The sequence below is a fragment of the uncultured Streptococcus sp. genome, assembly GCF_963516575.1.
In the GTDB taxonomy this organism is placed as follows: domain Bacteria; phylum Bacillota; class Bacilli; order Lactobacillales; family Streptococcaceae; genus Streptococcus.
This window is the reverse complement of sequence record NZ_CAUQCP010000021.1, coordinates 1-13,300: the sequence shown is the minus strand read 5'-3', so window position 1 is coordinate 13,300 and position 13,300 is coordinate 1. Positions and strand designations below refer to the sequence as shown.

Annotated in this window: 17 protein-coding genes; 15 read left to right on the top strand and 2 right to left on the bottom strand. The window is 39.4% G+C overall.

What is annotated here, in order from left to right; genetic code table 11:
• Positions 1 to 174 precede the first annotated feature (174 nt).
• The 5 genes from RWM06_RS04920 to RWM06_RS04900 all read left to right on the top strand — a co-directional run bounded on the left by RWM06_RS04920 (position 175) and on the right by RWM06_RS04900 (position 4,199).
• On the top strand, positions 175 to 885 hold the full coding sequence (locus tag RWM06_RS04920) for an ATP-binding cassette domain-containing protein (RefSeq protein WP_313970314.1): 711 nt from the start codon (positions 175 to 177) through the stop codon (positions 883 to 885).
• A gap of 1 nt (position 886) precedes the next feature.
• On the top strand, positions 887 to 1,672 hold the full coding sequence (locus tag RWM06_RS04915) for an ABC transporter permease (RefSeq protein WP_313970313.1): 786 nt from the start codon (positions 887 to 889) through the stop codon (positions 1,670 to 1,672).
• Position 1,673: 1 nt separating this feature from the next.
• Positions 1,674 to 2,393 carry an ABC transporter permease gene (locus tag RWM06_RS04910; RefSeq protein ID WP_313970312.1) on the top strand — a complete coding sequence of 240 codons (720 nt, stop codon included), beginning with the start codon at positions 1,674 to 1,676 and terminating at the stop codon, positions 2,391 to 2,393.
• A 61-nt stretch (positions 2,394 to 2,454) separates the two neighbouring features.
• Entirely contained in the window at positions 2,455 to 3,141 is a 687-nt protein-coding gene (locus RWM06_RS04905; protein WP_313970311.1) for a response regulator transcription factor, read from the top strand.
• On the top strand, positions 3,111 to 4,199 hold the full coding sequence (locus RWM06_RS04900; RefSeq protein WP_313970310.1) for a HAMP domain-containing sensor histidine kinase: 1,089 nt from the start codon (positions 3,111 to 3,113) through the stop codon (positions 4,197 to 4,199). The genes RWM06_RS04905 and RWM06_RS04900 overlap by 31 nt, the downstream gene beginning before the upstream one ends.
• Positions 4,200 to 4,362: 163 nt before the next feature.
• Here the strand turns inward: RWM06_RS04900 and yidC are convergent, their stop codons facing one another.
• Positions 4,363 to 5,289 (bottom strand): membrane protein insertase YidC, encoded by a 927-nt coding sequence (yidC, locus tag RWM06_RS04895; RefSeq protein ID WP_313970309.1) that lies wholly within the window; start codon positions 5,287 to 5,289, stop codon positions 4,363 to 4,365.
• Positions 5,290 to 5,366: 77 nt separating this feature from the next.
• On the bottom strand, positions 5,367 to 5,645 hold the full coding sequence (locus tag RWM06_RS04890; protein WP_001174612.1) for an acylphosphatase: 279 nt from the start codon (positions 5,643 to 5,645) through the stop codon (positions 5,367 to 5,369).
• 33 nt (positions 5,646 to 5,678) lie between these two features.
• On the opposite strand from RWM06_RS04890, the gene RWM06_RS04885 reads away from it, so the two are divergent.
• The 10 genes from RWM06_RS04885 to endA all read left to right on the top strand — a co-directional run bounded on the left by RWM06_RS04885 (position 5,679) and on the right by endA (position 13,004).
• Positions 5,679 to 6,419 carry an RNA methyltransferase gene (locus tag RWM06_RS04885; RefSeq protein ID WP_313970308.1) on the top strand — a complete coding sequence of 247 codons (741 nt, stop codon included), beginning with the start codon at positions 5,679 to 5,681 and terminating at the stop codon, positions 6,417 to 6,419.
• Positions 6,420 to 6,473: 54 nt separating this feature from the next.
• Positions 6,474 to 7,157: a Bax inhibitor-1/YccA family protein gene (locus RWM06_RS04880; protein WP_313970307.1), complete on the top strand. Its 684-nt coding sequence runs from the start codon at positions 6,474 to 6,476 to the stop codon at positions 7,155 to 7,157.
• A gap of 112 nt (positions 7,158 to 7,269) precedes the next feature.
• Positions 7,270 to 8,262, top strand: coding sequence for an aspartate--ammonia ligase (asnA, locus tag RWM06_RS04875; RefSeq protein ID WP_313970306.1), 993 nt, complete (start codon positions 7,270 to 7,272; stop codon positions 8,260 to 8,262).
• A gap of 64 nt (positions 8,263 to 8,326) precedes the next feature.
• Positions 8,327 to 8,866, top strand: coding sequence for a 16S rRNA (guanine(966)-N(2))-methyltransferase RsmD (gene rsmD / locus RWM06_RS04870; protein WP_313970305.1), 540 nt, complete (start codon positions 8,327 to 8,329; stop codon positions 8,864 to 8,866).
• Positions 8,856 to 9,344: a pantetheine-phosphate adenylyltransferase gene (gene coaD / locus RWM06_RS04865; protein WP_313970304.1), complete on the top strand. Its 489-nt coding sequence runs from the start codon at positions 8,856 to 8,858 to the stop codon at positions 9,342 to 9,344. Before rsmD ends, coaD begins: the two co-directional genes overlap by 11 nt.
• On the top strand, positions 9,328 to 10,365 hold the full coding sequence (locus RWM06_RS04860; protein ID WP_265479811.1) for a SepM family pheromone-processing serine protease: 1,038 nt from the start codon (positions 9,328 to 9,330) through the stop codon (positions 10,363 to 10,365). The genes coaD and RWM06_RS04860 overlap by 17 nt, the downstream gene beginning before the upstream one ends.
• A gap of 57 nt (positions 10,366 to 10,422) precedes the next feature.
• Complete coding sequence (locus RWM06_RS04855) at positions 10,423 to 10,653, top strand: DUF1146 family protein (protein ID WP_000250399.1); 231 nt, start codon at positions 10,423 to 10,425, stop codon at positions 10,651 to 10,653.
• A gap of 23 nt (positions 10,654 to 10,676) precedes the next feature.
• On the top strand, positions 10,677 to 11,960 hold the full coding sequence (gene murA / locus RWM06_RS04850; protein ID WP_313970303.1) for a UDP-N-acetylglucosamine 1-carboxyvinyltransferase: 1,284 nt from the start codon (positions 10,677 to 10,679) through the stop codon (positions 11,958 to 11,960).
• On the top strand, positions 11,953 to 12,141 hold the full coding sequence (locus tag RWM06_RS04845; protein ID WP_313970302.1) for a DNA-directed RNA polymerase subunit beta: 189 nt from the start codon (positions 11,953 to 11,955) through the stop codon (positions 12,139 to 12,141). The genes murA and RWM06_RS04845 overlap by 8 nt, the downstream gene beginning before the upstream one ends.
• A gap of 38 nt (positions 12,142 to 12,179) precedes the next feature.
• Positions 12,180 to 13,004, top strand: a complete 825-nt coding sequence (endA, locus tag RWM06_RS04840) for a DNA-entry nuclease EndA (protein ID WP_313970301.1) — start codon at positions 12,180 to 12,182, stop codon at positions 13,002 to 13,004.
• Positions 13,005 to 13,300: the final 296 nt, after the last annotated feature.

The following is a 13,300-nucleotide window of genomic DNA, read 5'->3' as shown; positions in this document are numbered from 1 at the left end:
CCATCTGCAACCTCAAAACAGTGTTTTGAGCAGCTTGCGGCTAGCTTCCTAGTTTGCTCTTTGATTTTCATTGAGTATTAAATCTTTTGACTCTTTAAATTCTGAAAAAAATCCGAAAATGAGTGTGTAAGATATAGTTACTTTTAGAAATATTAAATAGAATAGGAGAACATCATGGAACAAAGTATTACCATTAAAAATTTATGTAAGTCATATGGCCAAACTCAAATTTTAAAAGATATTTCTTTTGAAGCAAAAGCAGGTAGAGTGACTGCTTTCCTGGGTCCAAATGGAGCTGGAAAAAGTTCAACCTTACGTATTTTATTAGGATTAGACAAAGCAACATCTGGTCTTACCAAAATTGGAGATCAAACTTATAAGGAATTAAAATTTCCTCTAAAGACTGTAGGAGCTTCATTTGACAGTGTAGGAGCTCCTGATGATCGGACTGTTTATCAGCATTTGAAAATTGTTGCTGCGAGTAATGGGATATCCAGTCAGCGAATTGAGCAAGTCTTGGATATGGTGGATATTAGCCATAAGAAAAAATCTAAAATTGAAAAATTATCATTAGGAGAAGGACAACGCTTGGGAATTGCAACAGCTCTATTAGGAAATCCTCAGTATCTGATATTGGATGAACCGACAAATGGGTTGGATCCAAGAGGAATTCGGTGGTTTAGAGAGTTTATAAAAAAACAAGCTCAAGAAGGGAAAACTGTCTTGCTATCATCTCATATATTATCGGAAGTGGAAGCAGTAACAGATGATGTAGTTATCATAAATAAAGGCAAAGTTCTTATAAAAGGGACTTTACAAGAAGTGATGAAAAATCTTTCTTCACTAGAGGAAGTCTTCTTTAGTTTAACAGAGGGAGGGAAGTGACATGGCACTTATTTACTCACTTCATTCTGAAATATTGAAATTGCTTTATAGGAGAGCTACTCATATTGTACTATTCTTGATACTGGTATTTCAAACGTTTTTAGCAAATATTGGTGCTTCTCAAATTGTTTCAGTTGGTATCCATGCTACACCAGAGACAAATCCAGAATTGGCAGAAGCTATACCTCCGATTGAATTTTTAGGTTTTGATGTCACTTTATTTGGTGTTTTTATTATGATTATCCTAGGTTCAATTTATGGAGCCGAGGAGTACAAAGGCTCTGCTATTCGTACAAGCCTCCTCTCTATTACAAATCGAAGTACTTTCCTAGTTTCAAAAACATTAGTTTGGCTTGTATTTTCTTTTTTCATTTCCTTTCTATCAATATTCCTTACGATTAACATGACACACTATGTTTTAGGACAAGATGGCTTATTGCTTTTTTCACTAAATGGAACAGTTTGGTTCTATATATTTTTAGCCAGTATAGCTTGGACTTTGTTGGGACTGCTGGCCTATATTATGGCTTTGACATTTAAAACAGCCATTGTTCCTCTATTATTTTTGCTTCCTCAAGTCTACAATTTAGGAACATTCTTAGCAAACTATATATCGGTTGCAAAATTTCTTCCAGTTGCATTGGGGCAAGGATTGATTGCTACATCTCCTCAAATTTTAGAACAGAATAGTTTACAACATATTTTATTTTTACTTTGTTGGAACTTCTCATTCTTGGCTTTAGCAATTTACCGCTTACTTAAGTCAGATATTGGAGGAGGTGAATGAGTTGAAAGAGCAACTTAAAAGTGAGTATCTCAAGTTTATGATGAATCCTTGGCACTGGTTGATTATAGGTGCTCTATTACTGTGTGTTCCGGCGATGGTTATTTTTTTAAATAGTAAGCCAGACCAGTTGACCCTACAGTTTGTTTTGGAACAGCTACTACAAAGTCTCTATTTAGGACAGGCAGGTTTCATTAGTCTAGCTGTTCTATTTATAGGTCAAGAATTTACAGGTTCAAGCCTTCGTACCAGTTTTCTTACCTGTCCAAATCGTTTGAAATTTATAGTATCTAAACTAGCTATTGTATTATGTATGGAAATTGTATTACTGGTTGCTGTAATATCATTATGCATACTAATCGCGCAAGGATACTACAATATCAATCTTTTGAGTAATATTAAACATGTTCTAACAATTCTATTTCCAGCTTATATTTCTATTCTAACCTTCTCTCTTTTAAGTGGTATTTTTGTATTTATTTCCCAGTCTTTTATCTTAATTTTGGGAATCAGTTTATCCCTTTTATTGGGGTTGGGGCAAATGTTATTACAATTCAGTTCTTTTTTTAGAAATTTACCATTACTGGCTAGTATGAATTGTTTTTATACCTATCCATTGTCTCTTTATTATCCAGTGTGGCAAGGCTTAGGGATACAAATAGTTTGGTTATTAATTGTTTTTCTATTTGCTACATTGATACTTATAGGAAAAAATGTACGCTAAAGACAGGGGATATCCTGTCTTTTTCTCAGTTGGTGCTATAATATATTCAGGAGGGTGAGTTATGGCTTATAAAATTTTGGTGGTAGATGATGATCTTGCTATTCTTCGCCTAATAAAAAAAGTACTAGAATATGAAAAATATGAAGTAGTCATACGAAATAAGATAGAAGAGATTGATCTTTGTGATTTTACAGGATTTGACTTGATTTTATTAGATATTATGATGCCTGTTAGTGGTTTAGAAATCTGTCAGATGATTCGCGAGCAGATAACTGTTCCTATCTGTTTTATAACTGCCAAGGATATGGATGAAGATTTAGTAGCTGGAATCAATGCAGGTGCTGATGATTATATTATGAAGCCCTTTAGTATGCAAGAATTGTTAGCACGTGTTAAAATGCACTTGCGTCGTGAAGAACGGATTAAAGGAAATGTTCATCAAATAAAGATTGGAAAGCTTATACTATATGCGGATAGTAAGGAACTATTTGTAAACGATGATAAGATTGCCTTGACAAGGAGAGAATTTGACATAGTGAATCTTTTGGCAAGCAACCCAAGTAAAATATATTCTATTGAGGAAATTTATAATTATCTATATCCACAAAGTTCAGAAGCGCTTTTACGTTCGGTTTCAGAGTATATTTATCAAATTCGTCAAAAGCTGAAACCTTATCAAATAAATCCAATTAAAACCTTGTACGGTGGAGGATATCAATGGGTAGAATCAAAAGTTTTAGACAATTAATTCGAGAAACCTGTTGGAGAATTATTTGGCAGTTTAGTCTTGGCTTACTAATGGCCTATCTTATTCCCTTAGCTTCAGTATCTATACAAATAAATGAAGATGGGAAACCTTTAAACAATAGTGGTGTTCTATCAATCTTTTTTAATGTGTCATCATGGATATATATTTGTGTTTTATTGATTATTCTAATAAGTTATCACATTGGAAAATTGTTGAAAAAACTAAGTTATGAAATGACTTTGATTTATGAAAATAGTATATGGTTAGAGCGGGAATGTACAGAAAGTTTAACGGTTAAAGAATTTCGCGAGACAGGAAATCGGATTATTGTGATGCAAGATAGAATTCGACAATTAATAGTTGATGAGAAAGAACAGAAAGAAGATTTGATGTTTCAAGTTTCAGCAGCTTCTCATGATTTAAAGACTCCCTTAACCATTATTAGGGGGAATGTGGAATTTTTGCAGGCGATAACTGAAAACGACCAATCTCAAGAATGCTTAGCAGATATAGAAAGAGCTAGTCAACAGTTACTAGATTATTTCAATCAATTGATTCACTATTCTAAAACCTATTATGATGATGAGACAGGCTGGGTGGAATATTCCTCTTCAGATTTTATCAATGAATTAGAGAAAGAAGTCTCTTTTTTGATAAAAAATCAGATGAAGTTTTCTTTTGAACAAAATGTGAAAGGAACTGAAAACTATTATATAAATCCATCTCTTCTGATTCGTGCCATACAAAATATTTTAACAAATGCTTTGGAATACGCCGATAAACAGAATCCTAAAATTAAAATTAGGGTAGAGCAAGAGGCGAAAGAATTAAAAATAGCTATATGGAATAATGGCTCTGAATTTCCAGAGGAAGTTTTAACTAATTTTGGAAAGCTCTTTTATCGTATGGATAAAGCTAGATCGGTTAAAGAGCAACATTATGGTATTGGACTTAGTTTTGTATGTAGAGTTGCAAAACTACACAAAGGCCGAGTTGAGCTTAGAAATAGAGACGAGGGAGCAGAAGTTTTAATGACTCTCAATTGTATTAAATCATAGCGATTTACTTGTTAATTTATGATTGAATCGTTTTTAGAATATTTAACGTTTTCGATTAGTATAGGATGTAACAGTAGATAATAAAAACGAATGATGATATCTAGTTGATGAAAACTATTTATCATTCATTCGTTTTTTTAATTATTGGATAATATACGCAGCTTTATCTCGAACGTTGTTTCCCAGCGTTGCGATTTTTGTGTTTTTTCTTGCTTGTGATAGCAGTTGGTTGTTCAGGAGTAACGTCTTTTCGTCCACTTGGTGTAGAGAAAGCACTTGCTTTTGGTGGGTTCTTGGCTAGTTCTTCACGGACTTTTTTGCGAAGTTTTGGACGAACGATATAGTTGACGATAAACTGTTGGAGAATCATCATGAAACCACCGACAACCCAGTAAAGTGTGACACTAGCTGGTGAAATGAGGGAGAAGACAACAATCGTGATTGGGCTCACGTAAGCCATTTTCTTGATTTGTTCTCTTTGCATTTCGTCTTCTACTCCGTGAAGTGAAAGGAGCGATTGAAGATAGTAAAGGACACCTGCGCAGGCAACCAAAATCATACTTGGAGAACCTAGAGGAATGCCTAGGTAGCTTGCTTGAGCAACCCCTTCAGTATGTTGGGCAGCAAAGTAAATTGCAGAGAAGAAAGGCATTTGAAGGAGGATAGGGAAGCATCCTACACCACCAAACATGCTGATGCCGTGCTCTTTTTGAGCGGCAAAGAGAGCTTGTTGGGCTTCGAGTTTTTCTTCTTGAGTAGTCGCTTCCTTGAGACGAGTTTGATGTGGCTCAAGGACGTGCTTGAGGGCGTTCATCTTTTCAGAGTGAAGCGTTGCCTTCCATGATTGGTAGATACCAAGTGGCAAGATAATCAAGCGCACGATAATGGTTACGATAATGATAGCCATACCAAAGCCTAGACCTTGATCGGTAGCGAAGTACTTGATAGCTTCAGCCATAGGCGCTCCGAAAGTATTCCAAATAAATCCTGTTGGCTCTCCTGTTGCTTTATCGACGCTAACACAGCCAGTCAAGACAAGCAACATAGCCACTCCCATAGTCGAGAGTGCAAAACGTTTAATAGATTTCACTGTTTTTATTCCTTCTTAAAAAATTATACCTTTCTATTCTACTGTTTTTTTACAAAATATACAATAGTTCTAGAGACTTAATTTGCGATTTTGAAGTCAGGGTAAGGAGGAAAGTTACTTAGTTTGACATCTAAGTAGCTGACTTTTGAAAAAGGTGTGGGTCCTTTTCGGATTTCTTGGATAAACTTTGCCATGATAGCAGATGAGTCTGCTTGGGCTAAGATTTCCACTGTGCCATCGTCATTATTCCATACCCGACCTGTGATGCCACCAATTTCAAGTGCCAAGCTGTAAACACCCCAACGAAAGCCGACTCCCTGTACCCTACCTTGGGCAATCATTCTAACCTTTTGCATACCAAACCTCTTTGATTGTGTTATAATATTTCTATGACTATTATAACCTCAAAAGCCAATTCTGTGGTAAAAAATACCAAGAAATTACACCAAAAAAAATACCGCAAGTCTGCTTATTTGATTGAAGGCTGGCACTTGTTTGAAGAAGCTGTTCAAGCTGGAGTGACGATTGAGAAAATCTTTGCTCTAGAAAATTACCGAGATCAGTTAGCTGCGTTTCCGCAAACTGTCTGGGTGTCAGAGGATATTTTGCTAGATTTGGCGGATTCTCAGACTCCACAGGGAATTGTTGCGGTGGTTCAAAAAGAAGAAGTAGGACAAGCTGATCTGAGTCAGGGCAAGTTTTTATTTTTGGAAGATGTGCAAGATCCTGGTAATGTGGGAACGATCATTCGGACTGCGGATGCAGCAGGTTTTACTGGAGTAATTGTTTCAGATAAATCGGCAGATATCTACAGTCTCAAGACCCTACGTTCTATGCAAGGCAGTCATTTTCATCTGCCTATTTACCGGATGTCTAGTCAAAGGCTTCTCGAGGGAGCTAAAGAAGCAGCTATCCCAGTGCTAGCAACAACCCTATCTAAAGATTCTGTTGATTACAGAGAACTGCCTCCTATAGAAAATTTTGTACTAGTCATGGGAAATGAGGGTCAAGGAATTAGTTCCCTCATGGCTGAAAGTGCAGACCAGTTGGTCCATATTAGCATGAAGGGTCAGGCGGAGAGTCTCAATGTTGCAGTTGCAGCTGGTATTTTGATTTTCCATTTAAGCTAATTTTAACTTTCTTTGTTATAATCAAGGAAAGACATTCATAGAAAAGGAGAAAAGATGAATCACACTATTATTCACGACCGCGCAGGTCTCAATCAATTTTACGCTAAGGTTTATGCCTTTGTTGGTCTGGGAATCGGACTATCCGCTTTGGTATCAGGCCTTATGTTGACGGTCTTTCAGTCTCAGTTGGTTTACTTTTTGATGCAGGGGCGTCTCTGGTTGACCATTGCTACTTTTGCAGAGCTAGCTCTGGTCTTTGTTGCCAGCAGTATGGCTTCAAAGAATAGCCCAGCGGCTCTTCCAGTATTTTTACTTTACTCAGTATTAAACGGCTTTACCCTCAGTTTTGTGGTGGCTTTCTATACTCCAGGTACAGTTTTATCTGCCTTTGTATCAAGCGCCCTTCTCTTCTTTGTCATGGCAGCAGTTGGTATGTTCACCAAGAAAGACTTGAGTGGGATTGGTCGAGCGATGATGGCAGCTCTCATTGGTTTGCTGATTGCTATGGTAGTCAATATTTTCTTGGCTAGCGGTTTCTTTGATTATATGATTAGCGTAGCAATGGTTTTAGTTTTCTCAGGGCTGATTGCTTGGGACAACCAAAAAATTCGCCTTGCCTATGAACAATCACAAGGTCGTGTAGCGACAGGCTGGGTTGTGTCAATGGCTCTCAGTATCTATCTTGATTTTATCAATCTTTTCCTAAGTATTTTACGTATCTTCGGTCGTAATGACTAAAGGGTCTATGAAATCAGTGTTTTGAGTGACACTGATTTTTTTAAAAATTTCTCTTTTCTTTTCTTGAAAATAGGTGTATAATGCTTTTAATTAAATTTTTGAGGAGTAGCTTATGAAGAAAAGTTTTATCCACCAACAAGAAGAAATTTCCTTTGTCAAAAACACTTTTACCCAGTATTTGAAAGACAAGCTAGAAGTCGTCGAAGTTCAAGGTCCTATCTTGAGCAAGGTCGGTGACGGGATGCAGGATAACCTATCTGGTGTGGAAAATCCAGTATCTGTCAAGGTTTTGCAGATTCCTGATGAAACCTATGAAGTGGTGCATTCACTTGCTAAATGGAAACGCCATACTCTAGCTCGCTTTGGTTTCGGTGAGGGTGAAGGTCTTTTTGTCCACATGAAGGCCCTTCGTCCAGACGAAGACTCGCTGGATGCAACCCACTCTGTCTTTGTGGATCAGTGGGACTGGGAAAAGGTCATTCCAAATGGTCAACGAGACATTGCTTACCTAAAAGAAACAGTTGAGAAGATTTACAAGGCTATTCGCCTGACTGAGCTAGCAGTAGAAGCCCGCTATGACATCGAGTCTGTCTTGCCAAAACAAATCACTTTTATCCATACAGAAGAGTTGGTAGAGCGCTACCCAGACTTGACACCGAAAGAACGTGAAAATGCTATCTGTAAAGAATTTGGTGCTGTTTTCTTGATTGGTATCGGTGGGGAATTACCAGACGGTAAACCGCACGATGGACGTGCACCAGACTACGATGACTGGACCAGCGAGTCTGAGAATGGCTACAAGGGTCTGAATGGCGATATTCTTGTTTGGAATGAGGCTTTAGGTGGAGCCTTTGAGTTGTCCTCTATGGGAATCCGTGTAGATGAGGAAACGCTTCGCCGTCAGGTTGCCATCACAGGTGATGAAGACCGCTTGGAATTGGAATGGCACAAGGCTTTGTTGAATGGCCTGTTCCCATTGACAATCGGTGGAGGAATTGGACAATCTCGTATGGCCATGTTCTTACTTCGCAAGAAACATATCGGAGAAGTGCAAACAAGTGTTTGGCCTCAAGAAGTCCGCGATACTTACGAAAATATTTTGTAGAGAATCGAACCGCAAGGTTCGGTTTTCTTTCTCTTTTTGCCTATAATTTGGTATAATAAACGGTATGAAAATCGTATCAGGAATCTATGGGGGACGTCCCCTCAAGACATTAGAAGGCAAGACGACAAGACCTACTTCGGATAAGGTTAGGGGAGCCATTTTTAACATGATTGGTCCCTACTTTGAAGGTGGACGAGTCTTGGACCTGTATGCAGGGAGTGGTGGTTTATCTATCGAGGCAGTCTCGCGTGGCATGTCCAGCGCTGTTTTGGTGGAGCGAGACCGTAAGGCTCAGGCTATCGTGGCTGAAAATATCCAGATGACCAAGGAAGTTGGAAAATTTCAACTCCTAAAGATGGATGCAGAAAGAGCATTGGAACAGCTATCTGGGGAATTTGACCTCATTTTCTTAGACCCTCCTTATGCCAAGGAACAAATCGTAGCAGATATTGAAAAAATGGCTGAGAGAGCGCTTTTTTCTGAAGATGTCATGGTCGTGTGTGAGACGGATAAGGCCGTTGAGCTTCCAGAAGAAATTGCCTGTCTTGGCATCTGGAAGGAAAAAATTTATGGAATTAGTAAGGTGACAGTTTATGTCAGATAAGATTGGCTTATTCACAGGCTCATTTGATCCGATGACAAATGGGCATCTGGATATCATTGAACGGGCTAGCAGACTTTTTGATAAGCTCTATGTTGGTATTTTTTTTAATCCCCACAAACAAGGATTTCTCCCTATCGAAAATCGTAAACGGGGGCTAGAAAAGGCTGTGAAACATTTGGAAAATGTTGCAGTCGTGTCTTCTCATGATGAATTGGTAGTTGATGTCGCAAAAAGACTGGGGGCTACTTGCCTAGTGCGGGGCTTGAGGAATGCGGCGGATTTGCAATATGAAGCCAGTTTTGATTACTACAATCATCAGCTGTCTCCTGATATAGAGACCATTTATTTGCATAGTCGACCTGAACATCTCTATATCAGTTCATCCGGCGTTAGAGAGCTTTTGAAGTTTGGTCAGGATATTACCTGCTATGTTCCCGAGAGTATTTTGGAGGAAATAAAAAATGAAAAAAAAGATTAGATGGCCCTTATATGTCATTGCGACCTTGATTGTGACCTTCTTGGCATTTGTAGTGCCCTTGCCCTACTATATAGAAGTTCCAGGTGGTTCGGAAGATATTCGCCAAGTCCTTAAAGTAAATGACACAGAAGATAAGGAAGCTGGGGCCTATCAATTCGTTACGGTTGGTGTCCAGCATGCTACTTTAGCCCATATGATTTATGCTTGGTTGACGCCTTTTACAGATATTCGTAGTGCTCAAGAGACTACAGGTGGTTCTTCCGATGTTGAATTTATGCGGATTAATCAATTCTACATGCAAACATCGCAAAATATGGCCAAGTATCAAGGGCTAAAAACAGCTGGTAAAGATATCGAACTCAAATACCTTGGGGTTTATGTTTTGACTGTGACGGATAATTCGACCTTTAAAGGGATTCTTAACATCTCTGATACAGTTACCGCAGTCAATGATCAGACCTTTGACAGTTCCAAAGACTTGATTGATTATGTCAATTCTCAAAAATTAGGGGACTCCGTCAAGGTCACCTATGAAGAGGATGGGCAAACCAAGTCTGCAGAAGGTAAGATTATCACCTTGGAAAATGGCAAAAATGGAATTGGAATCGGCTTGATTGACCGTACGGAAGTGACCAGTGATGTCCCAATTCGCTTTTCAACAGCTGGTATTGGCGGTCCAAGTGCAGGTCTCATGTTTAGTCTGGCCATCTATACCCAAATAGCTGACCCTGGCCTTCGTAATGGCCGTATTGTTGCTGGTACAGGTACCATTGACCGTGATGGTAATGTGGGGGACATTGGAGGTATTGATAAGAAAGTTGTAGCTTCGGCTAGAGAAGGTGCTGCGATTTTCTTTGCCCCTGATAACCCTGTTAGTGAAGAAGAACAAAAAGCGCATCCGGATGCGAAAAACAACTACCAAACAGCCCTAGAAGCAGCCAAAACAATCAAGACAGATATGAAAATCGTGCCTGTTAAAACCCTACAAGATGCAATTGATTACTTGAAAAACAATCCCTAATTTTTGAGTGAAGTTTCCAAACTAGCGCACAAACAGAGAAGATGGTATAATAGTCAAATGGTTCAATTATTATTCACTCTAAGCAGTCACATGCTCTTTATTTATGTGAGTTTTTACCTTTTAAAGAATCTTGTTAGATGGGAAAAAGTCTTAAAAGTGACAGCTGAGAACACAGGAAAAGTTCGTTTACTAGTAGCCTTTTTTAGCATTGTAATGGGCTACATCATGAGTTCTTTCTTTATCAGCCTATATCAGTTGTGGCAAGAAGCGCTTAGAGGACTATTATAAAATCAAGAGTAAAGGAAATAAGTATGGAAAAAATTGTGGTTCAAGGTGGCGATAATCGTCTGGTAGGAAGTGTTACGATCGAAGGAGCAAAAAATGCAGTCTTGCCCTTGTTGGCAGCGACTATTCTAGCAAGTGAAGGAAAGACCGTCTTGCAGAATGTTCCTATCTTGTCAGATGTTTTCACTATGAATCAGGTGGTTCGTGGTTTGAATGCCAAGGTGGATTTTAATGAAGAAGATCATCTTGTTGAGGTGGACGCGACTGGCGATATCACTGAGGAAGCTCCTTACAAGTATGTCAGCAAGATGCGCGCCTCCATCGTTGTATTGGGGCCAATTCTTGCCCGTGTAGGTCATGCCAAGGTATCCATGCCAGGTGGTTGTACCATTGGTAGCCGCCCTATTGACCTTCATTTGAAAGGTCTAGAAGCTATGGGGGCTAAGATTAGTCAGACAGCTGGTTATATCGAAGCCAAGGCTGATCGCTTACATGGAGCTCATATCTATATGGATTTCCCAAGTGTTGGTGCTACTCAGAACTTGATGATGGCAGCGACGCTAGCTGATGGGGTGACAGTGATTGAAAATGCTGCGCGTGAGCCTGAGATTGTTGACCTAGCCATTCTCCTCAATGAAATGGGAGCTAAGGTTAAGGGTGCTGGTACAGAGACCATTACCATTACCGGTGTTGAGAAACTTCATGGTACGACTCATAATGTAGTCCAAGACCGTATCGAAGCAGGAACCTTTATGGTGGCTGCTGCCATGACTGGTGGTGATGTCTTGATTAAAGACGCTGTTTGGGAGCACAACCGTCCCTTGATTGCCAAATTGCTTGAAATGGGAGTGGAAGTGACAGAGGAGACTGAAGGGATTCGAGTTCGTTCTCAACTAGAAAATCTAAAAGCTGTCCATGTAAAAACCTTGCCCCACCCAGGTTTTCCAACGGATATGCAGGCCCAATTTACAGCCTTGATGACCGTCGCAAAAGGGGAATCAACCATGGTGGAGACAGTTTTCGAAAATCGTTTCCAACATCTAGAAGAAATGCGTCGCATGGGCTTGCATTCTGAGATTATCCGTGATACAGCTCGTATTGTTGGTGGACAGGCTTTGCAGGGAGCAGAAGTTCTTTCAACTGACCTTCGTGCCAGTGCAGCCTTGATTTTGACAGGTTTAGTAGCACAAGGAGAAACTGTGGTTGGTAAATTGGTTCACTTGGATAGAGGTTACTACCGATTTCATGAGAAGTTGGCGCAGCTAGGTGCTAAGATTCAGCGGATTGAGGCAAGTGATGAAGATGAATAAGAGATCAAGCTATGTAATCAAGCGTTTACTTCTAGTCATTTTGATACTGTTTTTAGGAGTTCTAGCCCTAGGAATTGGCTTAATGGTAGGTTATGGAATCTTGGGCAAGGGTCAAGATCCATGGGCTATCCTGTCTCCAGCAAAATGGCAGGAATTGATTCATAAATTTACAGGAAATTAGGCTGGAGAACCAGTCTTTTTCTAGAGATAAGGAGAAAAATGGATAGAAAAACAAGACAGACATTGATCGGGCTGCTAGTGTTATTGCTTTTATCTGTGGGAAGCTATTATATTAAGCAGATGCAGTCGACAGCGAATAGTCCCAAAACCAAGCTTAGTCAGAAAAAAGAAGCGTCTGAGGCTCCTAGTCAAGAATTGGCAGAAAGTGTCTTAACAGATGCAGTCAAGAGTCAAATAAAAGGGAGTCTGGAGTGGAATAGCTCAGGTGCTTTTATCGTCAATGGTAATAAAACAAATCTAGATGCCAAGGTTTCAAGTAAGCCCTACGCTGATAATAAAACAAAGACAGTGGGCAAGGAAACAGTGCCAACCGTAGCAAATGCCCTCTTGTCTAAGGCTACTCGCCAGTACAAGAATCGTGAAGAAACTGGGAATGGTTCGACTTCTTGGACTCCTCCAGGCTGGCATCAGGTTAAGAATCTAAAGGGTACTTATACCCATGCGGTCGATAGAGGTCACTTATTAGGCTATGCCTTAATCGGTGGCTTGGATGGTTTTGATGCCTCAACAAGCAATCCTAAAAACATTGCTGTTCAAACAGCCTGGGCAAATCAGGCGCAAGCCGAGGATTCGACTGGTCAAAACTACTATGAAAGCATGGTACGTAAGGCCTTGGATAAAAACAAGCGTGTCCGTTACCGTGTAACCCTTTACTACGCTTCAAACGAGGATTTAGTTCCTTCAGCTTCACAGATTGAAGCCAAGTCTTCAGACGGAGAATTGGAATTTAATGTCCTAGTTCCCAATGTTCAAAAAGGGCTTCAACTGGATTACCGAACTGGAGAAGTGACTGTTACTCAGTAAAATACAAAATAAACTCCTATGTCACTTGAAGATGTAGGAGTTCTTTCTTACTAGTTTAAGCAGGGATACAATAGACACTGATACTCAATTAAAATCAAAGTGCAAACTAGGAAGCTAGCCGCAGGTTGCTCAAAGCACAGCTTTGAGGTTGCAGATAAAGCTGACATGGTTTGAAGAGATTTTCGAAGAGTATGAGAAAAAATAATATGTACTGGACTATATTTTGTGATATAATAAAGGATAAGATACTATTTTAGGAGAAGAACTATGGAAGACCCAAGTAGTCAGAATTTGTT